This window comes from Lentilactobacillus kribbianus (assembly GCF_013184075.1).
Taxonomy (GTDB): domain Bacteria; phylum Bacillota; class Bacilli; order Lactobacillales; family Lactobacillaceae; genus Lentilactobacillus; species Lentilactobacillus kribbianus.
On sequence record NZ_JABEQQ010000001.1, the window covers coordinates 619,502 to 643,532 of the forward strand.

23 protein-coding genes and 1 pseudogene are annotated in these 24,031 nt (G+C 39.9%); 20 read left to right on the top strand and 4 right to left on the bottom strand.

The window, feature by feature from the left end:
- Positions 1-46: 46 nt before the first annotated feature.
- Entirely contained in the window at positions 47-700 is a 654-nt protein-coding gene (trhA, locus tag HII32_RS03230; protein WP_425483255.1) for a PAQR family membrane homeostasis protein TrhA, read from the top strand.
- A 104-nt stretch (positions 701-804) separates the two neighbouring features.
- Here the strand turns inward: trhA and HII32_RS03235 are convergent, their stop codons facing one another.
- From HII32_RS03235 to HII32_RS03250, 4 genes and pseudogenes are all read right to left on the bottom strand, one after another.
- Positions 805-2,610, bottom strand: coding sequence for a heavy metal translocating P-type ATPase (locus tag HII32_RS03235; protein WP_172188245.1), 1,806 nt, complete (start codon positions 2,608-2,610; stop codon positions 805-807).
- 73 nt (positions 2,611-2,683) lie between these two features.
- Positions 2,684-3,328, bottom strand: a complete 645-nt coding sequence (locus tag HII32_RS03240) for a TetR/AcrR family transcriptional regulator (protein ID WP_172188247.1) — start codon at positions 3,326-3,328, stop codon at positions 2,684-2,686.
- Between the two features lie 22 nt (positions 3,329-3,350).
- Entirely contained in the window at positions 3,351-4,523 is a 1,173-nt protein-coding gene (locus tag HII32_RS03245) for an ABC transporter permease (protein ID WP_172188249.1), read from the bottom strand.
- Positions 4,520-5,239, bottom strand: a pseudogene (locus HII32_RS03250) (ABC transporter ATP-binding protein). The gene HII32_RS03245 and the pseudogene HII32_RS03250 overlap by 4 nt, the downstream one beginning before the upstream one ends.
- Before the next feature lie 73 nt (positions 5,240-5,312).
- Here HII32_RS03250 and HII32_RS03255 point away from each other — a divergent pair.
- The 19 genes from HII32_RS03255 to HII32_RS03345 all read left to right on the top strand — a co-directional run bounded on the left by HII32_RS03255 (position 5,313) and on the right by HII32_RS03345 (position 23,961).
- Positions 5,313-5,474: a hypothetical protein gene (locus tag HII32_RS03255; RefSeq protein ID WP_172188251.1), complete on the top strand. Its 162-nt coding sequence runs from the start codon at positions 5,313-5,315 to the stop codon at positions 5,472-5,474.
- Positions 5,464-7,047 carry an Nramp family divalent metal transporter gene (locus HII32_RS03260; protein WP_172188253.1) on the top strand — a complete coding sequence of 528 codons (1,584 nt, stop codon included), beginning with the start codon at positions 5,464-5,466 and terminating at the stop codon, positions 7,045-7,047. Before HII32_RS03255 ends, HII32_RS03260 begins: the two co-directional genes overlap by 11 nt.
- A gap of 32 nt (positions 7,048-7,079) precedes the next feature.
- Positions 7,080-7,526, top strand: coding sequence for a universal stress protein (locus tag HII32_RS03265; RefSeq protein ID WP_172188255.1), 447 nt, complete (start codon positions 7,080-7,082; stop codon positions 7,524-7,526).
- Between the two features lie 489 nt (positions 7,527-8,015).
- The gene (locus HII32_RS03270; RefSeq protein WP_172188257.1) at positions 8,016-9,257 is read left to right on the top strand and encodes an S-layer protein; all 1,242 of its coding nucleotides are present in this window, start codon (positions 8,016-8,018) and stop codon (positions 9,255-9,257) included.
- Positions 9,258-9,487: 230 nt separating this feature from the next.
- The gene (locus HII32_RS03275) at positions 9,488-9,985 is read left to right on the top strand and encodes a MarR family winged helix-turn-helix transcriptional regulator (RefSeq protein ID WP_172188259.1); all 498 of its coding nucleotides are present in this window, start codon (positions 9,488-9,490) and stop codon (positions 9,983-9,985) included.
- Between the two features lie 174 nt (positions 9,986-10,159).
- Positions 10,160-11,062 (top strand): DMT family transporter, encoded by a 903-nt coding sequence (locus tag HII32_RS03280; protein WP_172188261.1) that lies wholly within the window; start codon positions 10,160-10,162, stop codon positions 11,060-11,062.
- A gap of 161 nt (positions 11,063-11,223) precedes the next feature.
- Complete coding sequence (locus HII32_RS03285) at positions 11,224-12,651, top strand: NAD-dependent succinate-semialdehyde dehydrogenase (RefSeq protein WP_172188263.1); 1,428 nt, start codon at positions 11,224-11,226, stop codon at positions 12,649-12,651.
- Between the two features lie 89 nt (positions 12,652-12,740).
- Complete coding sequence (locus tag HII32_RS03290; protein WP_172188265.1) at positions 12,741-13,451, top strand: TIGR00266 family protein; 711 nt, start codon at positions 12,741-12,743, stop codon at positions 13,449-13,451.
- Between the two features lie 435 nt (positions 13,452-13,886).
- Entirely contained in the window at positions 13,887-15,419 is a 1,533-nt protein-coding gene (locus tag HII32_RS03295) for a metallophosphoesterase family protein (RefSeq protein ID WP_172188267.1), read from the top strand.
- A 25-nt stretch (positions 15,420-15,444) separates the two neighbouring features.
- Positions 15,445-16,080 carry a pentapeptide repeat-containing protein gene (locus tag HII32_RS03300; RefSeq protein ID WP_172188269.1) on the top strand — a complete coding sequence of 212 codons (636 nt, stop codon included), beginning with the start codon at positions 15,445-15,447 and terminating at the stop codon, positions 16,078-16,080.
- Positions 16,081-16,213: 133 nt separating this feature from the next.
- Positions 16,214-18,139: a heavy metal translocating P-type ATPase gene (locus HII32_RS03305; RefSeq protein ID WP_172188271.1), complete on the top strand. Its 1,926-nt coding sequence runs from the start codon at positions 16,214-16,216 to the stop codon at positions 18,137-18,139.
- A gap of 21 nt (positions 18,140-18,160) precedes the next feature.
- Positions 18,161-18,388 carry a heavy-metal-associated domain-containing protein gene (locus tag HII32_RS03310; protein ID WP_172188273.1) on the top strand — a complete coding sequence of 76 codons (228 nt, stop codon included), beginning with the start codon at positions 18,161-18,163 and terminating at the stop codon, positions 18,386-18,388.
- 12 nt (positions 18,389-18,400) lie between these two features.
- On the top strand, positions 18,401-18,949 hold the full coding sequence (locus HII32_RS03315) for a ferritin-like domain-containing protein (protein WP_172188274.1): 549 nt from the start codon (positions 18,401-18,403) through the stop codon (positions 18,947-18,949).
- Between the two features lie 387 nt (positions 18,950-19,336).
- Positions 19,337-19,831: a helix-turn-helix domain-containing protein gene (locus HII32_RS03320; protein ID WP_172188277.1), complete on the top strand. Its 495-nt coding sequence runs from the start codon at positions 19,337-19,339 to the stop codon at positions 19,829-19,831.
- Between the two features lie 157 nt (positions 19,832-19,988).
- The gene (locus HII32_RS03325) at positions 19,989-20,156 is read left to right on the top strand and encodes a hypothetical protein (protein ID WP_172188279.1); all 168 of its coding nucleotides are present in this window, start codon (positions 19,989-19,991) and stop codon (positions 20,154-20,156) included.
- A 137-nt stretch (positions 20,157-20,293) separates the two neighbouring features.
- The gene (locus tag HII32_RS03330; RefSeq protein WP_172188281.1) at positions 20,294-20,962 is read left to right on the top strand and encodes a helix-turn-helix domain-containing protein; all 669 of its coding nucleotides are present in this window, start codon (positions 20,294-20,296) and stop codon (positions 20,960-20,962) included.
- Between the two features lie 16 nt (positions 20,963-20,978).
- On the top strand, positions 20,979-21,206 hold the full coding sequence (locus HII32_RS03335) for a hypothetical protein (RefSeq protein ID WP_172188283.1): 228 nt from the start codon (positions 20,979-20,981) through the stop codon (positions 21,204-21,206).
- A 75-nt stretch (positions 21,207-21,281) separates the two neighbouring features.
- Positions 21,282-21,614 carry a ribonuclease G gene (locus HII32_RS03340; RefSeq protein WP_172188285.1) on the top strand — a complete coding sequence of 111 codons (333 nt, stop codon included), beginning with the start codon at positions 21,282-21,284 and terminating at the stop codon, positions 21,612-21,614.
- Between the two features lie 292 nt (positions 21,615-21,906).
- Positions 21,907-23,961 carry a heavy metal translocating P-type ATPase gene (locus HII32_RS03345; protein WP_425483261.1) on the top strand — a complete coding sequence of 685 codons (2,055 nt, stop codon included), beginning with the start codon at positions 21,907-21,909 and terminating at the stop codon, positions 23,959-23,961.
- The last annotated feature ends 70 nt before the right edge of the window (positions 23,962-24,031 follow it).

The following is a 24,031-nucleotide window of genomic DNA, read 5'->3' on the forward strand; positions in this document are numbered from 1 at the left end:
TGCGTAGTAGATGATAATATCGTATGATTAATCTAGATGAGGAGGAATGAATATGCAAGTTAAAATCAGTCGGCATCAAAAAATTCTCTATGAGGTTTGGGATGCGATTACCCATGGTCTAGGTTTTATCGTTAGTGCAGGATTAGGAGCTGCATTATTAGTTAAAGCGGTTCGTGATGGCCTAAATGGAATACAAATTACCAGTCTTGTAGTCTATCTCGTTAGTTTATTGGGCTTATATTTGGCTTCCACTCTCTTTCACTGTTTCGTATTCACCAAAGCTAAACGCGTGTTTCAAATCATTGATCATAGTAATATTTTTATTTTGATTGCTGGTACTTACACGCCGTATTGCTTGGTATTCATTCATAATACGGCCGGTAATTGGCTGTTAGCTAGTGTTTGGGTCCTAGCCTTAGCGGGAATTGCACTACATATCTTCAGTCACGGGAAGCACCAACGATTAGAAACTACGATTTACGTAGTGATGGGATGGTTGTGTTTGTTGTTGGCTAAAAGTCTATACGCTAATTTAGGAACCGCCGGATTCTGGTTGTTAGTTAGTGGTGGAGTAACCTTTACCACTGGTGCTTTAATTTATAGTTTACCGAAATCACCGGAACTGCTTCATTTGATTTGGCACTTCTTCGTAATGGGCGGGACCACTTTGATGTTTCTATCGATCTATTTAAACGTCTAATAAAAATTGTGAGTTAACCATATTAAAACAATTATCAAACTAAAATAAAAACTGGAATTTGGCCGTGGTTAGGACAAGATTCCAGTTTTTATTTTGTTAAATATTTAAGTTGTCGGAGTGATTTCTCGTGTAGCTCGTAAGGCATACAAGATAGTGACGGTATCCACTACTTCTTGTAATAGCGCGCCGATGATGGTGGGAATGACGCCGGTGGCTGCAATTAACATTAAAATAATACAGATAGCAATCCCAATCAAAACTGCTTCTCGCGCAATTCGCATTGTATCTTTGGCGATAGTAATCGCGGTTGGCACTAATTGAAGATTATCGCGCATAATCACGACGTCAGCGGATTCACTGGCAGCTGTAGCACCATATGCTCCCATGGCAAAGCCAACGTTGGCAGTGGCTAAGGAAGGGGCATCATTTACTCCATCACCAACCATGCCGACAGGTAATAAATCTTGGGGCACGGTCTTTAATACCTCGATTTTTTGTGCTGGTAATTGAGAGGCAAACACCTCGTCAATACCCACTTCAGCGGCAATTTTATTGGCAATTACAGGACGATCGCCAGAAATTAACATTAATTTGTGAATCCCTAGTTGGTGCAATTCTTGCATTACTGCCGGGGCTTCTTCTCTAAGTTGATCGACTAAAGTAATATAGCCACTATATTGACCATCAATAGCAATATGGATGCAGGTTTGATCAACTTTAATAGCATCAGGACTAACAAAGGCGGCTTTTCCCACGCGAACAACATGGCCGTTCACATCAGCCTGGACTCCTTGACCAGTTTTTTCTTCAATATTAGTGGCAGCTGGTAACTTAGCCGGAGCGGCGTTGACGATAGAACGGGCCAAAATATGACCAGAATGTTGCTCTACAGCCGCAGCAATAGTGAGTAGCTCGGTAGCGGACAAATTATTAACTGGTTTAATTTCGTCAATGGATAACTGACCCTTAGTAATAGTTCCAGTTTTATCAAAACCTAGTGATTTTAATTGAGCGGTTTTTTCAACGGTGTTCCCGTTTTTAATTACAATTCCGTGACGACTAGCTCGTCCCATCCCAGATACTAGGGCAATTGGCGCCGCTAAAATAAGCGGACAAGGAGAAGCGACCACTAAGACTTGAGCAAAGCGGACGGGGTCTTTGGAATACCACCATGCAATTCCAGCAATAATATAAGCGACTGAGGTGAAGGGAACGGCATAACGGTCGGCCATGCGGACAAAGCGGGCCGGTTGCTCGTTAGCTGCCTTTACTAAACGAATAATGCTTTGATACTGACTGTCAGCGGCAGTTTTTTGAGCGACTAAGGTGATCGCATTATCACCATTTAAAGCACCGGACATCACTTGATCGCCCATTTGTTTTTCTACTGGGTTGGCTTCCCCGGTTAGTGATGACTCATCTAAAACGGTGTGTCCCGCGATGATTTTACTATCAACTGGGATGATTTCGCCGGGCTTAACCAATAAGCGATCACCGATTTGGACTTGTTCCACGGCAACATCAACGGGTTGATCTGCTGCGGTTAGTTTGTGGGCGGTTTGCGGTGAATTAGCTAATAATTGTTTTACTTCAGCGCTAGCGCGATTGGCAGCATAATCTTCAAGGGCTTCCCCACCGGTCAGCATTAATAAAACAATTAAAGCGGCCCAATATTCACCAACCGCCAAGGTCGCAATCACGGCGGTAATAGCTAGTAAGTCGACCCCAAATTGACCATTACGGAGCGTTTTGATCATGTCTACAAACATAATCAACGCCAAAATCGATCCCAAGATAGTCACTAGAATTTGCGCCCAGAGATTTTGGTGTAGGCCAAACGCTAAAATACAAGCAGCGATTCCGGTTCCTAATACCCACCAAAGGGGTTGGTAATTTTTCAAATTGGACATAATGACAGCCTCCTTAATCGTGGTTATTACCTTGAGTGTACCAATTGCCCTGAATTAAGTCTAATTTGAACGGTTATGACGGGGTTAGTCCGCGATTTAAAAACTCAATTAATTGTGCGGCTACTACCTTATTATTTCGTGGTTGATTTAACAAAATGGTAGGCACCAAACTGCCAATTAATGTTGATAGCATGTAACTAAAAATACGGTCATTATCCCAAGCAATTAATTGGTGTTGTTCTTTTAGCTGGTCAAACTGTTGGTATAACGTTGGCAGCACCTCGCGTTTAACGTTAGTCATAATGGTTAACACCAGTTCTTGTTGATTTAAAGCTTCTCGGATAATAACGCGCAGTTCTTGTTGATTAGCTTGAGCAAAGTCGAAGCGATCCAACGTAATGGTTTGCAGCAAATCCGTTAAGTTAGTAAACTCGGTGTTAATTAACACTTGGCGAAATTCTTGCGCCACTTGTGGAATAATCGCAATGATGGGATGCAAAACGGCGGTAAACAATTGTTCTTTGGTTTTAAACCGCTTATAAACAGTTCCTTCACTGACGTTAGCTAATTGAGCAATTTGTTTAGTGCTAGTGTTATCAACTCCTTGAGCTGCAAAAAGCTCGAGTGCTGCTTTTAATACTTGTTTTTGTTTAGTGGGTAGTTCTGAATTATTTTGGAGATTACTTTGAAAGAGATCTTTTATGGGCGTGGTGTGCATTTAGTTCTTCCTTTCTTGATAGCTATACTTTGCGGTATTTACGCATACTAAAAATATTGATGATTACAAAGAAAATTAAAATGCCAATTAACACGGTCACCGGTTGCCAAATATCACCTAAGGTGGCTTGCCGTTGAATGACATCGGTTAAGGCACTAGCACCGTAATAAAGGGGCATGAAATGGGCCACTACCTGTAACCAATGATCCATACTGGCAACGGGAACAATCCCAGAGAAAAAGACCTGAGGGATGACAAGTAGGGGAATGAACTGCATCATTTGAAATTCCGACGCAGCAAAGGATGAAATAAATAATCCCATCGCTAACGCGACTAAGGCAATCAAAATGCAGATGGCCAGCACCAACCAGAGACTACCTAATATTTGCACTTGAAGAGCCCAAACACAAAATAAAACGACAATGATGGTTTGCAAAATAGCAAACAAACCATATCCTCCTAAATAACCGTAAATGATTTCACTCCGGTAAATGGGGGTAGCTAATAAGCGCGAGAGCGTGCCAGAATTTCTTTCACCCAACAAAGAAATTCCAGAAATCATGAAAACAAAGAAGAAGACCACGAAACCAACAAAAATAGGAAGCATCGTTACGAAGAAAGAAGCGTCGCCATTGGCATATAGATATTTAGACTTAACCGTATAATTACTAGGTTTCTGTTTCTGGGGGTTAGTTTTCACTTTGTGTGCACTGGAGTTTGCGGTAGTTTGTGGTAATTGTGCGCTTAGCGTTTTAAGTTGCTGCTGAGCTTGTTTTAGTGCGACTGTTTGCTTGTGGGTGACACTGACCAGTTGCTGGATTTTTAGCTTGACCGTCCCAGTTTGAATACTTTGTTTTAAGATTCCGGCTTGGGTTTGATCAGCATTTTCATAGGTCATAATTAACTGATTGCCTTTAGTAGTTAGGTAACCAGCATAGTGATTTTGACGAATAATTTGAGTAGCAGATTGGTTATTTTTAATTTGATGAATTTTCACCTTTTTATTATCAATGGCTTTAACCACCTCACTAGAAACGTTGTGAACGGCTAAATCAGCAGTAGAATCCGAGCCGGATTGAAAGAGAAAGTACATCAAACCTAACATTAATAGTGGTGCGATAAACATCATCGCTAATGTTCTTTTGTCACGAATCATTTCTTTAATAATACGTTCAAATACAGCTAAAATTCTCATTGGGCTTGCCCCGCTTTCACAAAAACATCTTCTAAACTATCAGTGTGGTATTTAGCCAATAATTCAGTAGGGGTTCCGGATGTCGTGAACTGACCATCGCGAATCATGGCTAGATAATCACACTAGGCGGCATCTTCCATCACGTGAGTAGTAATAATGATGGCTTTACCGTTAGCCTTAAGTCGGTTAAGTTCCTGCCAAATTTGTTGGCGCAATTCTGGATCAATTCCAACGGTAGGTTCATCTAAAATAAGTAAATCAGGGTCAGCGAGTAAAGTTAGTGCTAGAGACAAGCGGCGTTGCATTCCACCAGAATAGTTGCTAACTGGACGATCCAAAAATTCTAACAGATTAACGGTTCCCGCTGCGTATTCAATGCGAGCTGGAATTTCTTTAGTGGCAATTTTAAATAATTTGGCAAAAAAGGTTAAATTTTCTCGCCCAGTTAGTAATTCATAAAGGGCATCGCTTTGGGCCATAAAGCCAATGTGGGCTAAATTTTGCCGATTAGGCATAGACTTACCTAAAACGGTGACGGTACCACTATCGGGAGCGTCCATGCCCATAATAATTTTTACTAACGTGGTTTTGCCAGCGCCAGAAGGCCCAATTAGTCCCACGATTTTGCCTGGTTGAACCTGTAAATTAATGTTATTTAGGACAATTTGGTTACCAAAACTTTTGTTGATATTGACTGCATCTACTGCTAATACCATCGAATTTTCCTCCTTTTCAGCAATCGAGTGAGTGCTGACTCACTTAATTGAGTTCAGTATAATAATTATCCGGGTGAGTGTCAACTCACTTATTGGAACCGCTTTACAAAATGCCCTAGTTACTTTAATCATTAAGAATAAGTTTGGTAATCCTAAAAATTTCGTTTACTTTTGTTTAAATTATGATAGCATTATTAATGAAAATGCAGAGGAGGCGGAATTTGATGGCAAATAAGAAGCCGGAGAAGCAAAAGAAGGAAAAACTTATCCATTATGCTAATGGTCCTTCGCTAGAAGAAATTAACGGAACCGTGGAAGTTCCTAAAGGAAAAGGATTTTGGCGTACGTTACTAGCGTATTCTGGCCCAGGAGCCTTAGTAGCAGTGGGATATATGGATCCAGGTAACTGGTCAACGTCAATTACCGGTGGGCAAAACTTCGGTTACCTACTTATGTCTGTTATCTTGATGTCGAGTTTAATTGCAATGTTGTTACAATACATGGCGGCTAAACTGGGCATTGTGACACAGATGGATTTGGCGCAGATGATTCGCGCAAGAACCAGTAAAACACTGGGATATGTTTTATGGATTATGACGGAATTAGCTATCATGGCGACTGATATTGCTGAAGTTATCGGGGCGGCGATTGCTTTGTACCTATTATTTGGTATTCCGTTATTATTGGCGGTTTTAATTACCGTGTTTGATGTAATGCTTTTGCTATTATTAACTAAAGTTGGTTTTAGAAAAATTGAAGCCATTGTGGTTTGTTTGATTTTTGTTATTTTAATCGTTTTCGTTTATCAAGTAGCTTTATCTAATCCGGACATGGCTGGTGTGATGAAAGGATTAATTCCTACTACTGATACTTTTGCCGATAGTCCAGAAGTGGGCGGCCAGACACCATTAACGGGAGCACTGGGAATTATCGGAGCCACCGTTATGCCGCATAATTTGTACCTGCATTCAGCAATCTCTCAAACCCGTAAAGTGGATCATAGGGATGAAGAAGATGTGGCTAGAACCGTTCGTTTTACCACTTGGGATTCAAATATTCAGCTATCACTAGCCTTTGTAGTTAATTCACTACTATTAATTGTGGGGGTAGCGGTCTTTAAGAGTGGGGCAGTAAAAGATCCATCCTTCTTTGGTTTGTATGAAGCTTTATCTGATCCATCAACGTTAAGCAATGGACTACTGAAAACAGTGGCTCGTTCAGGAGTATTATCAACGTTATTTGCGGTTGCATTATTAGCTTCCGGACAAAATTCCACGATTACGGGAACTTTAACCGGTCAAGTTATTATGGAAGGCTTTATTCATATGCGCATGCCAATTTGGCTCCGGCGCTTAGTTACTCGGTTGATTTCAGTGGTACCGGTAGTTATTTGTGTGGTAATGACAGCACACAAGTCGGTCATTCAACAACATGAGGCTTTAAATACTTTAATGAATAACTCGCAAGTATTTCTAGCTTTCGCGTTACCGTTTTCAATGTTACCATTATTAATGTTTACAGACAGTAAATACGAAATGCACGATCGATTTAAGAATTCTACCATTATTAAGTTACTCGGTTGGATTTCGGTCATTGGTTTAACTTATCTGAACTTGATTGGTTTACCAGGACAGTTCGAGGCATTTTTCGGTGATCAAGCAACCAAGTCAGAATTAGCATTAGCTGACACAATGGCTTACATTGGGGTGGTTTTGGTATTAGCACTATTAGCTTGGGTAGTTTATGATTTACATCGTAGTAACAAGCAGTTTGCGGCTAAACAACAAGCCCAAACCAATGAAAAATAAAAAGGATCCATTGGAGAGGAGTCGAGTTATTCATGAAGCAAGAATATAACAATCAAAATTTTAAACGGATTTTAGTTGGGGTAGATGATTCAGAGGATGCTCAACTGGCTTTTCGGTACGCAATTCATGAAGCTCGTGAAAATAAGGCCACTTTGATTATTGCGTCCGTCTTAGAACATGATGAAATGAATATTTATCAAGCTTTGGATAAGGATTATATTCATGGTGAACGCGAAGCTTTAATGAATCACATCGAAAAGTACCGTCAATTAGCTTTACGTGCCGGAGTTGAAAAGGTTGATACTATTATTAGTGAAGGTGAAGCTGGTGAAACAATCGTTAAAGAGATTATTCCAGCTGTTGATCCAGATCTTTTAATTATTGGTTCTATGTCTAAGCAAGGAATCAAAAAATACTTTGGCTCACAAGCAGCATATATGGCAAAATATTCACCAATTTCAGTAATGGTAGTACGTTAAGGGGTCAATATTGGGGTAATTTAACAGAAAATAGGGGTAATACCTGGTTTAAAACCAGTGTATTACCCCTTTTTATGAAATTGATTAAAAAAATTTTTTATAAAAAATTCAAAGAAAATTCCTTTTTAAAATTTAAAAAGCGACCAATCGCTTGCTATTAATGGATTACAGCCTATTGGCAATTTTAATACATCGCATCAAAAATCACTTCTTATCAATTATGTATCGCATTCATTATATAAATAAATGAACTATAAATATCATTATTTTTTAAGTAGTTTAAATTATTAATCACATTTAATTTTAAGCTCTATTAAAAATTAAATATGTAAACGGTTTAATTTTCTTAAATGTATATCATATTCATTATATCGATATAACTATTTTGGTTGAAAGCGAAATTTTATTATGTTATTCTTGGTTTGTTCAAAGGTTATTCACAAATTAATAACATTTTGAATCCATTTAATTTTAGGAGGGGTTTATTTTATGAAAGCATCATTGAAAAATTCATTGTTTGTCGGTTTAGCTGCTTTAGGTTTTGTTACACTTGCGGGTGCAACTAATGCTAGTGCCGCTGCTACCTCAACAGGATTTCATGATTTAACGGGGGTTAAAGCAAACGATCGTAACGTCACATTTACTGGAAAGAACGCAATTTATGACAAGCCAGGTACTGTAGCTGGTAAGAAACAAGTTGTAGCTTCTACTACTACTTTGAAGAAGCTATCTGCTTCACAAAATAGTAAAGAAAACTTCCGGGCATATGGTTACACTACCACTGATCGTGGTTCAGTTTACTACAAGGTTGTTAGCTATGATGGTCAATATCGTGGTTACATCTACGGTGGTAAAAAGGTAAATAGTTTTGGCGGTGGTGTTGCACAATTCGCTACTTCTAAAGACGCTTCAGTTAACTCAACTGAAAAGAACAAGACCTTTGTATTTGCTCACCCTGGTGACACCAACGATGGTAACTCAGTTACATACGCTGCACCTGCATATACTCAATACAAAATTGGTCGTAAAGTAATGGATACCACTGATTACAAGAACGACAAATTAACAATTACTAAAGCCGCTACTCGTACTCGTGAAGGAGACCGTTGGGTATACGTAACTGACTCAACTCATCCAGAAGTAAGTGGTTGGATTAAATCAACTGGTGTTAAGGAATACAAGTCAAACGGTGTAAACCAAACTACTGCCAGCCGTGTATTTAATTACAGTAACTATGATGTAGCTGGTCAAAAGACTACAAGCACCATTTCTAACCTTAGTGGCTTACGTCTATTGTTTAACTCTAACGTAAACTTCACTAACGCTATTAACACATTTAACCGTGATACTGCCGTTAAGGGTAACAAGTCTGACATTCTTTCGGAAGATACTTTAGTATCAACTCTTAAGAAGGATGGTTTGACTACTGTTTACATGAAGATTACACCAACTATCATTGGTAGAATTCCTGGTGGTATCTTAGATAACATGGACACTACTGGTCTATTTATGAAGTTCAATCTTGATAAAGATGCACTTCCAAGCAATGTTCACTACGGTGATAATATCCGTCTTTCATACACTGTTGAACCACAAAACTTGTATGTCAAGGCACCTAACCAAACTGTCATCGAAGACAACACTAAGAATGAAGATGGTTACTATGCTATTCCAATGAACAATGACGTAATCCGTAGCATTGTAAGCACTATCGCAACAATGGAATTCTAGGATTAGCATTTTAAACTTGCATTATTCCCCTAAAGAATAACATTAACTTCATACGGCAACTTAAGTTAATTAAGACCTGATTCCTACTTTTAGCGGGAGTCAGGTCTTTTATTTATAATGATTCAATAATATTTTAGTGTAATCTATTTATATCGGGGCTTATCGTTTAATGAACATTCTTATCATAACGAGCATTTATATCTAATCAGCTATTGTCAGGAGGACTAGCTTTGACTAAGTTAAGTAATTCAGAATTATTTACACAGATGTTCATTACCGCATCACAAGTTGTTATTAAAAACCATTCCTTTGAAAAATTTGACTTAACCCGACTGCAGGCTTTAACGTTGGCTAATATTTGTAGGATGCCGGGTATTTCCATGGGAAAATTAGCTAATTTAATTGGTGTATCAAGATCTCAAATCACCGGAATTGTGGAAACATTAGTTCAAATTAGTTTAGTTCGTCGGGAAAAAAGTCCTAAAAATCGCCTGTTCTACAATATCTATAGCACGGAGAAAGGCGATCAATTTTTCGAAAAACAGTGTCGAGTTTTAGATGATTATTTTGAAGAAAGGCTACAAAAATTAAATGAAGATGAATTAGAACAACTGAAGGCAGATTTAGAAGATAGTTTTTGTTTGATGGATAAATCCAATATGTTACCACAGGGGTTCATTAATCCATTTACGTATCAATTCCCATCAAAAAATCAACAAATTGAATAATTATAAAGGTCTGGCTCCGACTTCACGTCGGAATCAGACCTTTATTAAATATAGTAGAAATTTTAAATAGTCATCTTCAATTGGGGCTCTCCTACTCTAAAGTATATATGCTATACTAATAATTGGTGAAAATTAATAAAAATATTTATACATAAACGTGAGAGGAAGAATAAGATGCAAAACTACAATAAGACTTCATTGCAAAAGGGGATGCTTTGGGCCCTGCTTGCATCAATCCTATGGGGTATTTCAGGAACCGTCTTGCAAATTATTTCACAAGGTGAAGCCATCCCGGCTGCTTGGTATTTGTCGGTAAGAACGTTAGGAGCTGGGGTAATTTTGATTGTCATTAGTGCTTTTAAATATGGCAAACACATTTTTGACGTCTTTAAATCCGGTCGCCTAGTTTGGTGGCTCTTGGCATATGCTGTTTTTGGTTTATTAGCCAATCTGTTAACTTTTTATATGGCTGTTCAAACTGGAAACGCACCTTCAGCTACTATTTTGCAGTATTTAAGTCCGCTATTTATCGTTTTAGGGGCATTATTATTTAAACACGAACGTCCTAGTAAAATTGATATGATCGTGTTTGTGATCGCATTATTAGGAGTGTTTTTGGCCATTACCCGGGGTAACATTCATGAACTAGCAATCCCAACAGTATCGTTAGTATGGGGAATTTTATCGGGGATTACCGCAGCCTTTTACGTGGTTTTACCCCAACCAGTAACTAGATACTATCCACCAATGGTAGTACTCGGCTGGGCCTTTTTGATCGCTAGCTTGTTACTTAACTTATACCATCCATTTTGGAGTGGGGTGCCAACGGTAACACCTCGTTTAGTATGGTCAATGTCAACGGTAATTATTGTCGGAACGATTTTACCGTTCTTAATTTTATTGCATGCACTTAACTTTGCACCCTCATCAGTGGTCAGCATTATGGATGCTGCTCAACCAGTGGTTACTTTTATTTTAAGCTTGATTTTCTTAAACCTAGAATTTAACTGGATTGAAATGTTAGGATCTATCTTGGTAATTATTGCGATTGCCATTTTGCAACGTTACCGAGAGTGATTTTGAGGGTTGCACTTAAAGCTGAATATGTTACTATAGAGCCAATGAAAACGATTTTATTTCCGTCATGGAAATAAAGTTAAGAGAGGGCTGGGGGGAAACTTCCAGTCCTTTTTGTTTCCCTTTGTTGTTGAAATCACAAAATTCAGGAGGAATTTACTATGGCATATAAGTCAGTTAATCCGTATACCAATGAGCTTTTAAAGGAATATCCATTTGCAACGGGTCAACAAATTGCTGATACTTTGACCACTAGTCACAAACTATACAAGCAGTGGCAAAAAGATAATGATTTGGCAGCTCGAGCCCAAATTTTACATCAAGTGGCCCAAGCTTTTCGTGATCACAAAGAAAAATTAGCTAAAATTGATACTGAAGATATGGGTAAACTTTACCGTGAATCACTAGGTGAAGTGGAATTATGTGCAATGATTGCTGATTATTTTGCTGATCATGGCGCTGAAATGTTGCAACCCACACAATTAAAAACGATTGCTACCGGTCAAGCCGAAGTACAAAAACATGCTACGGGGGTATTAATGGCCGTAGAACCATGGAATTTCCCTTACTATCAAATTATGCGGGTCTTTGCTCCTAACTTTATGGTGGGAAACCCAATGATCTTAAAGGATGCATCTAACACACCTACTGCTGCTCAAGCCTTTGCTGACGAAGTATTGGCCGCCGGTGCCCCTGCTGGAAGTTTAACCAACCTCTTCTTAGATTACGATCAAGTTGGTGAAATTATCGCTGATCCACGAATTCAAGGAGTAGCTTTAACTGGTTCTGAACGTGGTGGTAAATCTGTAGCGGTGGAAGCAGCTAAGAATTTAAAGAAAAATACGATGGAATTAGGCGGAATGGATGCCTTTATCGTTTTAAAAGATGCTGATATCGATGAAGTAGCTAATATTGCTTGGCGAACACGGCTATACAACGCCGGTCAAGTATGTACTTCTTCTAAACGGTTTATTGTTGCCGCTGATTTATATGACGAATTCTTGAAGCGTCTGAAAGCCAACTTTGCTGCCGTAGTACCGGGTGACCCAATGGATAACCACACTACTTTGGCACCGATGAATACGGCTAAAGCTAAGGTAAAGCTTCAAGAGCAAGTTGACCGAGCAATCGATAATGGGGCGCACGTTTACTACGGTAACGAACCAATTGATTTACCAGGTCAATTCTTCATGCCAACCATTTTAACTGATATTGAACCAGATAATCCGGCCTTTCGTGAAGAAATGTTTGGCCCAGTTGCTCAAGTATACAAGGTTAATAGTGAAGCTGAAGCAATTGAAATGGCCAATGATTCTGAATTTGGGCTTGGTGGCATTGTTTTTGCTGGTGATGCTCAACATGGTAAAGAGGTAGCCAGTCAAATTGAAACTGGAATGGTCTTTGTAAATAACTTTATGGCTTCGCTACCCGAACTGCCTTTTGGAGGAGTTAAGAAGTCAGGTTATGGTCGGGAAATGAGCGAATTAGGCTTAATGGCCTTTGTTAACGAACAATTAATTGTCACCGCTGCTCATCCGGATCTAGATAATCCGGCGGGCGGCTTGGTAGCCACTGATCCTACCAAATAAGAGAAACTAGGCGTTGCTACTATGTTAGCAACGTTTTTTCATAGGGTGAGTGTTATACTTATGGGTAAATCAACTAAGGAGGCATTGCCATGAATTACGAATTACACGGCGCGGATCCCTTTCCCTTAGCAGTAGTTAGTCTAGCTAATAATGAACGAGTCCAAATCGAATCGGGTTCGATGATTTATTTTAATGATCAAATTAACCTAGAAGGCCATATGAACAGTAACGGCAAGAAGGGACTGAGTGGGGTCATGAGCGCTTTGGGACGGAAAATGACTTCCGGCGAGTCTTTCTTTATTACGACCGCAACCGGTACCGCTGCACAGGGCCAAATTGCGATTGCTCCGGGAAATCCGGGCGTGATTCAAGAATTAGCCGTGGATGCCACTCACCAGTGGCGTTTAAATACGGGCGCCTTTCTAGCTGCTGATGAAACGGTAACTTACAACATGGTCCGACAAAAAATTAGTGGAGCATTATTTGGTGGTACCGGTGGGTTATACGTAATGGAAACCCAAGGAACTGGGATGATGTTAGTTAGTGCCTATGGTGGCATGTTACCCATTGATTTAGATGGTAGTAACGATTATCGTATCGATAATAACCACGTTGTCGCTTGGTCCAATAGCTTAGATTACGAAATTGAACCAGCTAGTGGCGTCTTGGGCTTTAAGACCGGTGAAGGGTTAGTTAACCACTTTAGCGGCAAGGGACGCGTGTACATTCAGAGTCGTAATTTGGAGTCGTTAGCAAATTTATTAACACCGTACATGCCTAATACCAGCTCAAGTGATTAAATAAAAAACACGCTCGCTCACTGACGACCGTGTAAAATATATTTATTCAATTGGGAGGAAAAAATCAGCTTATTTAGGGGGATAGTCAACGTTTAATTGACTATGGAAAAAGTATAGGCCTAGTCGCTTAAACGCACCTTAAACTAAGGTAAAGCATTGGTAAAGATGAAAAGAAGCGGATACTTAGTCAAAACCTTAAAATTATTCAAATTTACCGAATTTCCTGCCAAAAAATTAGTTATTTTTTGAATGGGTAGTGTACAATAAACATGCACCACATTGCAAAATGTAGGGTGCCAAGCGGAGGAAGGGTGTTAGTCATTTGACTGACGCCTTTTTTCTTGGTTAAAAATTTTAGAAATGAGTATTTTAGCGGCAAATCAGTTAAAATTAATCTAACAAATAATGGTGGCTACCAACAAAAGGAGTGATCACATGGATCAACTTAATTCTGACTCAGCATTTCAACGGGTTACGCCAGTGGCATTAGAAAATTATGTTTTTCCGACTTCTGGTTGGGTGAAGGTCATTAAACGGGGAATTTATGCCCATTCGCGGCCGGACCTAAAACGTCGGACTCGCGTGCGTTATTACCCCAAAGACGCAACGAAACAGATTCATTATGCTGGTAAATTCATGGCCAATCACTGGTGGTGGGCGGTGCTAAGGGATGGCAGTTATTTACCGTTGGGTCGAGTTAGTGACTTAAACGCATTTCGACAACGAGTATCGTATTATACGGTGAACCATCTGTTTTGGCAGCGTTTTGGTAATGTCGAAGATGAGAACCGGGCGCAACCACTAGAAGTTTTTTGGCCCTATACCAAAACGGCCAGCGCCGGCTTTCATGATGTGGTGGCCAAAGAAAACAGCGTGACGAAACTACAACCAGTGGACTTAACGACGTCGGTAATGCCTACCAAAGCTGAGTTACACCGTATGCAAGCTATTGCTACAGCCATTGAGCAAACCAAAGAAGCCGACACGGTCACGATTGGTTTCATTACTGATACTCATGTGGATAGTTGGAAAACGCCAGGAACGGCGCGTTCTTTACGTGGGATTCAGTTATTAAGCTATTATGCTAATCATTTTGGCGCTGATTTGTTGGTTCATGGTGGTGACGTCAATGATGGCATTAAACCACTGGATTGGTCGGTAGCTGATGTGAAACGGTCGGTGGCGGCCATGAAATTAGGTCAAGTACCATTTATTGTCGCTCAAGGTAACCATGATGATAATTCTGGGTATGCACGGGATATGGCTGGGTATCAATTGGATCAAGTGATTACCAATCAAATGGCGCAAACACTACGGGCTGATCAGTTTCGACAATGGCTGGAAATGCCCACGGGAACCCAAAATCCTAATCAAGCGGTATTTGGTACCTATTTAATTCCTAATAGTTCGGTAGTAGTAATTGTATTAGATGGGTTTGATATGCCAGATGTTTCTCAAGCAGACGCTGATTTCGGTACTTTTCGACATGGCTATACTCATTATTCACCCCAACAAATCAGTTGGTTAAAACAAATATTAACTACGATTACTGCTGATCAACAAATTATGGTTTTTGATCACATTACCTTAAATGGGATTGCTCCCACCGACTGGCATGATTTAAAGCCACGATTTGAAAATAATCATAGTCAAACTGCCAGAAAAGCAGCCCAACAAAGTCGGCAAATTTATGATATTTTAACTAAGCATCAACAAGTTCACCATAATATTATTGGATTTATGGCTGGCCATTCACACACTGATGATTATGTTTTAAGTGACGGGGTTCAATTTATCACCAGTACCTGTGGGGTGTTTGATCGTGGTGATGGTGCTAACAAACGTTGGCTAGGTAATCTTAACGAAAGTGCCTTTGATATTTTACAAATTAATCCCCGGTCGCGTCGGGTTCAGCGTCACCGGTTCGGTTTTGCTGGACCCCATTTTCTAGCCACATGGCAATATTAAAATTGGTTGAGGAGTATTTATATTCATGAAAGTAGCTAAAGTAACTATTGATAATTTAATCCCGGGGCATTTTGCTGATATTTATGCTGATATTGATTCAATCTTGCACGGCAAATTAGTGGCTGCAGAAAAGGCCGAGGGTCAAAAAATGACTCATCCAATTGTGGAAAGTTCAATTTTTAATCATGTGACTTTTAATAAGAGTCAATTGGAACGTTTGGAATTAAGTGATGTTATTTTTAATAATTGTGATTTTTCTAATTGCCGTTTTGATAAAGCGGAAATGTTTCGCGTTGAGTTTCATAATTGCAAAATGGTGGGTATTGACCTAGAAGGCGCCTACTTCAACCAGGTGGTTTTTGATCAGTGCCGACTAGATTTGGCTAATTTACGAAAAGTCACCTTAAAAGAAGTCAGCTTTTTGAATTGTAATTTGGTCGATGGTAATTTTAGTGAAAACAACATTCGGCAAGTTGAATTTGTGGATTGTGAGTTAAACAACTTAGAGTTGTATGGGACTGCGTTAAAAGATATTGATTTAAGCAGTAGCCATTTTGAGACTCTAGAACTGGAACCGGGAGCTATTCGAGGGTTAACCGTCAATGCTGAACAAGCGGCACGATTAGCCAATATTTATTTGGGTATCCGAGTAAAAGAGTAAATAAAACCGTTTCATATCAATAATTTGATATGAAACGGTTTTTTTGTTTGAAAACTTGACCCACATCAATTTTTTATGGCGACTTCCTCTCTATACTATAGACATCAAGTTAAGTTATGGAGGAGGTTCTAACATGAAATTTGAACGCTGGATTCGCCAGCATACTAATCAAATTACGGTGCTTGTCGGCAGCTTAATTGTGGCTGGGTTTGTGGCTAAATGGACTAATAATTTCGCGATCAGTCAGGGATTATTAGCAGGGGCTTCGGTGCTTGCCGCGGTTCCGGTGATTATCAATGCGGTGGAAGCACTACGGTATAAAACCATTAGTATTGAACTATTGGTCAGCATTGCGGTCATCGGGGCTTTTATTATTCAAGAGTACGCTGAGTCGGCCGTCGTCACTTTTTTATTTTTATTCGGTAGTTATTTAGAAAATAAAACATTGGCCAAAACGCGCCAGTCGATTAAGAAACTCACCGAAATGGCACCAACGACAGCCAATGTATTACAAGCAGATGGCACTGTTGTAGCAACCGACGTTGATTTATTAGATGAAGGTGATGTGGTTTTAGTCAAAACGGGTGGGCAGATTCCGGTGGACGGTAAAATTGTGGCCGGTTCCGGTTATGTGAATGAAGCCTCCATTACCGGTGAATCTCGCCCGGTTGCCAAACAAACGGCAGAATCGGTGTTCTCCGGCTCACTACTAACTAACGGTACTTTGCAGATTGAAGCTACTAAGGTGGGGGATGAAACGACCTTTGCCAAGATTATTGAGTTAGTTGAAGAGGCCCAAGATGCGAAGTCACCAGCTGAGAAATTTATTGATCGATTTGCAACTTATTACACTCCTGCGGTGTTAGTTTTAGCCTTAATCGTATGGCTCTTTAGCCAAGATTTTAAGTTAGCAATTACCGTGTTAGTGTTGGGTTGCCCGGGGGCATTAGTAATTGGGGCGCCGGTATCTAATGTGGCAGGCATTGGTAATGGTGCTAATCATGGTGTGTTAATCAAGGGTGGCGATGTAATGGCCACTTTAGCGAAGGTAGACACTTTTGTCTTTGATAAAACCGGAACACTAACTAGAGGTGAAACCACCGTCTCTGCTTACCATCAATTTGGTAATACTAATGAAACCATTTTGCCGTTAGTGGCTCAAATCGAACAACAGTCCGATCATCCACTAGGGCAGGCGATTATCAATTACGCTAAACAGCAAGCTCCTATCGCTCACATGCCAGCAGTAGCGCAAGTTGATACGGTGAAAGGGCAAGGGTTGCTGGCTCAATTAAGTGATGGACAAAAAATGTTAGTGGGAAATTGGCGCTTATTAGCTGATCACCAAGTAACGATCAATAGTGAGCAACAGCAAGTGATTAATGATTTGCAGCAACAAGGCAGTTCAACCGTTTTGGTGGCAGCCAAACAACAACTCGTGGCGGTAATCGGGGTAGCAGATCAAATTAGACCTGAAGTTCCCGCTAAGCTGCAAGCCTTGCGTGATTTGGGTGCTAAACAATTAATTATGTTAACTGGTGACAATCAGTCGACGGCTCAAGTAGTAGGGGAGCAACTCGGTTTGGATCAGGTCCGAGCAGAGTTACTACCTGAAGACAAGTTAGCAATTGTTAAACAACTACAAGCTAATGGTCACCGAGTAGCCTTTGTGGGGGATGGGATTAATGATAGTCCCTCGATTGCAACTGCCGATATCGGGATTGCCATGGGTGGTGGAACTGATGTAGCAGTGGAAACGTCAGACGTAGTCTTGATGCGTTCTAATTTTGGTGAATTGGTTCACGGTTATGGCTTGGCCCAAAAAACAATGGCCAATTTGCGAGAAAACATTACGATTGCTATTTTGACGGTGGTCTTCTTGTTGGTGGGACTAGTGTTGGGCTATATCTACATGGCCAGTGGAATGTTGGTGCATGAAGGTAGTATTTTGGTAGTGATTTTTAACGCAATGCGTTTACTAAAATATCAAAATAAAAAAGACCCCAAACTTGATGTAAATCAAGTTAATGAAATGAAATCCCCAGTACAATCAAAGTAAATCAAGTTGGAGGTAACTATTATGAGTAAAGCAATTTTACAATTGGATGGCCTGTCATGCCCATCATGTATGACTAAAATCGAAAATGCGGTCTCCCAGCAAGCTGGGGTAGAACAAGTTAAGGTTTTATTTAATGCGGCCAAAGTGAAAGCAGATTTTGATGCGGAACAAACTACCGCAGCTGATTTGGCCAACGTCGTAACTAATCTAGGTTACGAAGTAAAAGCAGTCAAAGTAAAAGAAAACTAGGAGGAATCAACCATGACAGAATTAACCCCAGCGCAAAAATGGACCCAGGAACAAGCCCAAGCAGATAAGGATCATCATACGCCCACAGCTGGTGCTATGACCGGTCATATCGTGGCTAACCTAGAGGTATTGAGTCATAAGTTATTACAAGCCAGTTGGTACGTCACCGGTTTGAATCGCAACTCACTTCGCGAACAGTTCGCACACCAACGCGAACAAGCACAAACTCAATTGGTAACCTTAGGCCAAATGCTGATTGATGAAGGTGAGATGGCTCCTAGTACCACTCAGGAATTTGTAGATTACAGTATGCTAGAAGAATCCGGTGCTTTTAAATATGAATCGGCAACGGCGATGATCGATCAATTAGCCCATGACTACTATACAGAAAATCTGTTTGTAACGCGGGCCATTAAGCTAGCTCAAAAAGAAGAACGTCCCGTGTTGGCTGCATTTTTAACGGAGTTATTGGGAAGTAATAATCATAATATTGCTGAATTGCAAGCAATGTTAGGTCGTTATGGACTGGAAGGCTTGGCGGAAGAAGACGAGGATGATTAAACCTAAAAATAGCTGATTCCTAAATGGAATCAGCTATTTTTTGAACCAATTAATGACTTTTTTATCAGTCAAAAGGCCAATGCTAATTAAGAGTACCCCAATTCCTAAACCAATTTTACTCTGGGTAGTAAAGATGAAGGCGACTCCCAGCGAAAAAATTAAGTTGCTAATCAGCTGCATGCGGATCACTCTTTTCTAGTTAATCATTCATTATTGTTAACATAACTAAGTTTTGCAGTAATCACCAGCAGTTATTAGGCGCATGTAGCACGTAATAGTCGCGTCTAGAATCGACCATGTTTATTCGGTATATTTATGATAATATTATTCCTAATCAGGATTAGATTAAGGAGCGTAATTGTTATCGAAAATAATTTAGCCTATAACTTGAAACAAGCACGAAACCAGCGGGGATATTCGCAAAATGATGTTGCCACGATCTTACATATTACCCGGCAATCGGTCTCGAAGTGGGAACGGGGACTAGTGTATCCGGATCTTGATAATTTAGTACGATTAAGTGAAATTTATCAAGTGTCGTTAGATGAATTAGTGATTAAAGGACGCGAAAAAACAGTAGAATCTGAAAAAAATCAGAATGTATCACCCAAAACTAAAACTAGTAAAGGTTCGCATTTTTTCGAAAACACCAATAAGGGCATTTTTTTGCTGATATTAGTGATTGTTTCCTCGATTTTGCCACCGCTCGGAATTATTATTCCAATTTATGTAATGTGGCAAAATACTAAGTACAATTCTTTTTATAAAAGTATTTATTTAATCAGTGTCGTGGTAGTGATGGTGAGTTTAATTAACAGTTACGTGGTGGTTAGTGATAATTGGCTGAAGCCATCACAAACGACCGTTTATCGAATTAAGTAGGAACGTATTGGGTGCCATTAGGCAATGAAACCCATTGCGTTCTTATTTTTTGGACTATTTTTCCTATGATGGGATAAATAGGAGTGGTAATAGTCAGACGAAAAGAACGTAAAATATTTAAGCGGTGATTGCTAAGGAGAAACTCAAAATTGATAGATTGCAAGTTATCAGCTTAAGCGTGGTAATGGTGCTAGCGTTAGGTTGGGCTTACGGCTGGTTTACCCAAGGTGCGATCAACTGGGCTCTTATTTTAAAGGCAGCTGGTTTTGTATTAGAACTTAATTTGGTGGAATGGTTAATTGAGTGGTTTAAGCAAAATAAATAGCAATGTGGTTTGCGATTTAAGTTTGCGTTTATTAAACTCCAGGCTCTCAATTCAGACGCTTAAATCTTTTATGTAACTAGGTAATAGCGTTACAATCGTTCTCTTTTTACTTAATCTAGAGAAGAAAGGAGATCATAATGCAATTTGCAATGATACTAAAACAACGTCGAAGTCAGCTGGGATTGACCCAACAAGAATTGGCGACCCGGTTATTTGTTACTAGACAGACCGTTTCGCGCTGGGAAAATAACCAGAGTTATCCAAACTTGGATACCTTGATTGAGGTCAGCGACCTATTGCAGTTGTCGCTGGATGAACTATTAAAAGGAGACAATAGTCAAGTGGTGAATAAGATTAGTAAGGATGTGCGGTTAAAACGCCGTTATCAAAAATATGTGGTGGTATTGACCATTATGTTTATGCTGGGATTGCTGTTTCTGGGAATTTTGGGTTATGGTCGCGCAACACAAAATCAATTAATTGATCGATTTAATCCGTTCCTGCCAACGCGGTATGGGTACAGTGTTTTACCTAATCGTAGTCAAGCCAAGGTTGATACTTTTGTTTCGGATACCCCCTTTGGTGATGGTGAATGGTTAAAATTTATGACCGGTCAATATAACAAACAAAATAAATGGGTATTGGTAGCACACAAAGGAGCTTACGTTAGTCGAATCAGGTTGATTACCTACAATCGGGTGCCGGATAGTTACCGCGAACAAGTGGGAACTAATTACTTTAAATATCAACCAAAGGCGATGGGCCCTAGAACACCACAACCGTTGAGTTGGTGGCCCTTTAGCTAATAACAAGGAGGACTTAATGGATTGGAATTCATTTTTTAAATTAATAACTATCGCTGGATTACTATTGTGGACCTATGATTTGTACCAAACAACGCAAAACAAGTTTGTTTTAATTTTATTAGATACAGCCGGATTAGTTCTGTTACTGATTGGTACGTGGTCTGTGATGAATTGGTGGTGGATCATTTTTCTGGGGCTAAGTTGGTTGATGACTAATAGCTGGTTAATTGTAAAAGCGAATTAAAAACGGCTGTCAAAAACTTACGACCAACAAAACTGATTGTCGCTAAAAGCTGAACAACAATGGAGAGGAAAAACTATGCAAGAAAATGGTAAAGTAACACCCAAAGAAGTGAAGGGCTGGAACTGGGGCGCCTTTTCCTTTAACTGGATTTGGGGCATTGGCAATAAAACTTATTTGCCCCTCATATCTTTGATTCCCCTGGTTGGCTTTATTTGGAACTTTATTGTGGGCTTTAAAGGTAATGAATGGGCTTGGCAAAAGGGGGATTATGACGACGTGACCACTTTTAAAAAGGTGCAGGAAACCTGGAACCGAGCTGGTTTAATTAATTTTATAGTTAGTATGATTGTCTTTGTATTTTATATCATCATTATCTTATTGCCATTCTTAAGTGATATGAACAGCTAATGGATCAAATTAAAAAACACCTACGACCATAAATTGGTTTGCAGGTGTTTTTGTTAGTTTAATTTGTGATTTTTATTTGGTAACTAGTAAAAGCAAATTATTCGATATTTAGTGTCTGGTTATATAACATGGTGTTGATATATGACTTAGCATGATAAAATTCTTGACTTTTTGTGACTACGTTTGTAAACTGAATAACATCAACTACATTTGTAAACGAAAAGGAGTGAGCTGAATGGCTAACAACGACAAGCACGAACAGATGGACATGAATCATCATGACCATTCGCAGATGCACCACGAAATGAACCATGAAATGCACCAAGGTCATGATATGAACCAGATGTCGATGCATGGTAATGACAGTGATACCATGGAACACGGCGGTCACATGATGCACATGGGAAATTTGAAACAAAAGTTTTGGGTATCGTTGATTTTAACAATTCCGGTACTTTTAATGAGTCCGATGATGGGGATGAAATTACCATTTCAAATCACCTTTCAACCATGGTCTGACTATTTAGTGGCCGTTTTAGGAACCATTATTTTCATTTATGGTGGTAAGCCCTTCTTTACAGGCGCCAAAGGAGAACTGGCGGACAAAAAACCAGCGATGATGACGTTAATTGCAATGGGGATCACGGTCGCTTACTTTTACAGTATTTATGCGGTGATTGCTAATGATATTATCCATGTGACGCCAATGGTAACCGACTTCTTTTGGGAATTGGCCACATTGATTGACATCATGTTACTGGGTCATTGGATTGAAATGAATACCGTGATGAATGCTGGTTCAGCGGTCGAAAATCTGGCTAAATTATTACCAGATGTCGCTCACAAAGTAGTTAATGGTAAAACGACTAATGTTAAAATTGCTGATTTAAAAGTAGGTGACGTGCTTCAGGTTAAAGCGGGTGAACAAGTGCCAGCTGACGGAGTATTAGTCGATGGTAGTACTAGTGTTAATGAAGCGTTAGTAACCGGTGAATCCCAAATGGTCGCCAAACAAGTTAACGATGAAGTAGTGGGGGGCTCCGTCAACGGCGATGGTACCTTTGAAATGAAGGTGACGGGAACCGGTGATTCAGGGTACTTGTCTCAAGTAATGAAGTTAGTTAGTGAAGCTCAAAATTCTAAGTCCGATAAGCAAAATATGGCTGACAAGGTGGCGGGATATTTATTTTATGCCGCATTAACGGTGGCTATCATTGCATTTTTGATTTGGCTATGGGTAGCTAATTTACCAATGGCTCTCTCAGTTGCCGTGACGGTTTTAGTCATTGCTTGTCCGCACGCCTTAGGATTGGCAGTGCCATTAGTGGTGGCTCGGAGTACTTCATTGGCTGCCCAAAACGGATTATTAATTCGGAATCGGGATGCCTTGGAGCAAGTTAATAAGATTGATTATGCTTTAATGGATAAAACCGGGACGTTGACTGAAGGAAACTTCAAGGTGAATGATTATGGTACTAGTGGTTCAAAAATGACGGCGGACCAAGTATTAAGTATTATGGCTAGTCTAGAACATGGCTCTAGTCACCCACTAGCTCAAGGAATCTTAGCTGCGGCTAAACAGCATAATTTAACTCCGGCACAAGCTAGTGATATCAACCAAGAAACTGGGGTTGGCTTGAGTGGTATGGTCGATAACCAAAAATATGAAATTGTGTCAGCAGCTTATTTGAAGCAACAACATTTAGACTATGATGAAGATGAATTTAATCAATTGGCTAGCGCTGGTAATTCAGTTAGTTACTTGCTAAGCGGCGATACGGTCTTAGGTTACGTTGCTCAAGGTGATCAAATTAAGTCATCTTCCAAGGCCTTTGTGGCTAGTCTAAAAAGCCATGGCATTACGCCAGTGATGTTAACTGGTGATAACCAATTAAGTGCCGCCAAAGTGGCCCAACAAATTGGCATCACTGAGGTTCGCGCTCAACTGCGACCAGAAGATAAAGCTAAAATTGTAAAAGAACTGCAAGGTCAAGGTCACCACGTCATCATGATTGGTGATGGGGTTAATGATGCCCCTAGTTTGGCACAAGCTGATATTGGGATTGCCATTGGTTCCGGGACAAACGTTGCGATTGATTCAGCTGACGTGGTTTTGGTCAAGAGTAATCCCGATGATGTGATTAAATTGTTGGATCTAGCTCGCAATACTAACCGCAAGATGACAGAAAACCTCTGGTGGGGAGCTGGTTACAATTTGATTACCATTCCACTTGCTGCCGGTGTGTTAGCACCGATTGGCTTCATGCTTAATCCCATGGTTGGAGCTGCGGTCATGTCATTGAGTACGATTATTGTGGCAATTAATGCGTTGAGTTTACGAATTTAAATGAATAAAAAGTAAATGACCAGAAATGATTTCTGGTCATTTTTTTTATGGTGTTTAATGTTACTTAGCA

Excerpts from the sequence above, each read along its gene's own strand:
- trhA (WP_425483255.1), top strand. The coding sequence starts at position 47 with ATGAATATGCAAGTTAAAATCAGTCGGCATCAAAAAATTCTCTATGAG.
- HII32_RS03235 (WP_172188245.1), bottom strand. The coding sequence starts at position 2,610 with ATGTCCAATTTGAAAAATTACCAACCCCTTTGGTGGGTATTAGGAACC.
- HII32_RS03240 (WP_172188247.1), bottom strand. The coding sequence starts at position 3,328 with ATGCACACCACGCCCATAAAAGATCTCTTTCAAAGTAATCTCCAAAAT.
- HII32_RS03245 (WP_172188249.1), bottom strand. The coding sequence starts at position 4,523 with ATGAGAATTTTAGCTGTATTTGAACGTATTATTAAAGAAATGATTCGT.
- HII32_RS03260 (WP_172188253.1), top strand. The coding sequence starts at position 5,464 with ATGGCAAATAAGAAGCCGGAGAAGCAAAAGAAGGAAAAACTTATCCAT.
- HII32_RS03265 (WP_172188255.1), top strand. The coding sequence starts at position 7,080 with ATGAAGCAAGAATATAACAATCAAAATTTTAAACGGATTTTAGTTGGG.
- HII32_RS03270 (WP_172188257.1), top strand. The coding sequence starts at position 8,016 with ATGAAAGCATCATTGAAAAATTCATTGTTTGTCGGTTTAGCTGCTTTA.
- HII32_RS03280 (WP_172188261.1), top strand. The coding sequence starts at position 10,160 with ATGCAAAACTACAATAAGACTTCATTGCAAAAGGGGATGCTTTGGGCC.
- HII32_RS03285 (WP_172188263.1), top strand. The coding sequence starts at position 11,224 with ATGGCATATAAGTCAGTTAATCCGTATACCAATGAGCTTTTAAAGGAA.
- HII32_RS03290 (WP_172188265.1), top strand. The coding sequence starts at position 12,741 with ATGAATTACGAATTACACGGCGCGGATCCCTTTCCCTTAGCAGTAGTT.
- HII32_RS03295 (WP_172188267.1), top strand. The coding sequence starts at position 13,887 with ATGGATCAACTTAATTCTGACTCAGCATTTCAACGGGTTACGCCAGTG.
- HII32_RS03300 (WP_172188269.1), top strand. The coding sequence starts at position 15,445 with ATGAAAGTAGCTAAAGTAACTATTGATAATTTAATCCCGGGGCATTTT.
- HII32_RS03305 (WP_172188271.1), top strand. The coding sequence starts at position 16,214 with ATGAAATTTGAACGCTGGATTCGCCAGCATACTAATCAAATTACGGTG.
- HII32_RS03310 (WP_172188273.1), top strand. The coding sequence starts at position 18,161 with ATGAGTAAAGCAATTTTACAATTGGATGGCCTGTCATGCCCATCATGT.
- HII32_RS03315 (WP_172188274.1), top strand. The coding sequence starts at position 18,401 with ATGACAGAATTAACCCCAGCGCAAAAATGGACCCAGGAACAAGCCCAA.
- HII32_RS03330 (WP_172188281.1), top strand. The coding sequence starts at position 20,294 with ATGCAATTTGCAATGATACTAAAACAACGTCGAAGTCAGCTGGGATTG.
- HII32_RS03335 (WP_172188283.1), top strand. The coding sequence starts at position 20,979 with ATGGATTGGAATTCATTTTTTAAATTAATAACTATCGCTGGATTACTA.
- HII32_RS03340 (WP_172188285.1), top strand. The coding sequence starts at position 21,282 with ATGCAAGAAAATGGTAAAGTAACACCCAAAGAAGTGAAGGGCTGGAAC.
- HII32_RS03345 (WP_425483261.1), top strand. The coding sequence starts at position 21,907 with ATGCACCACGAAATGAACCATGAAATGCACCAAGGTCATGATATGAAC.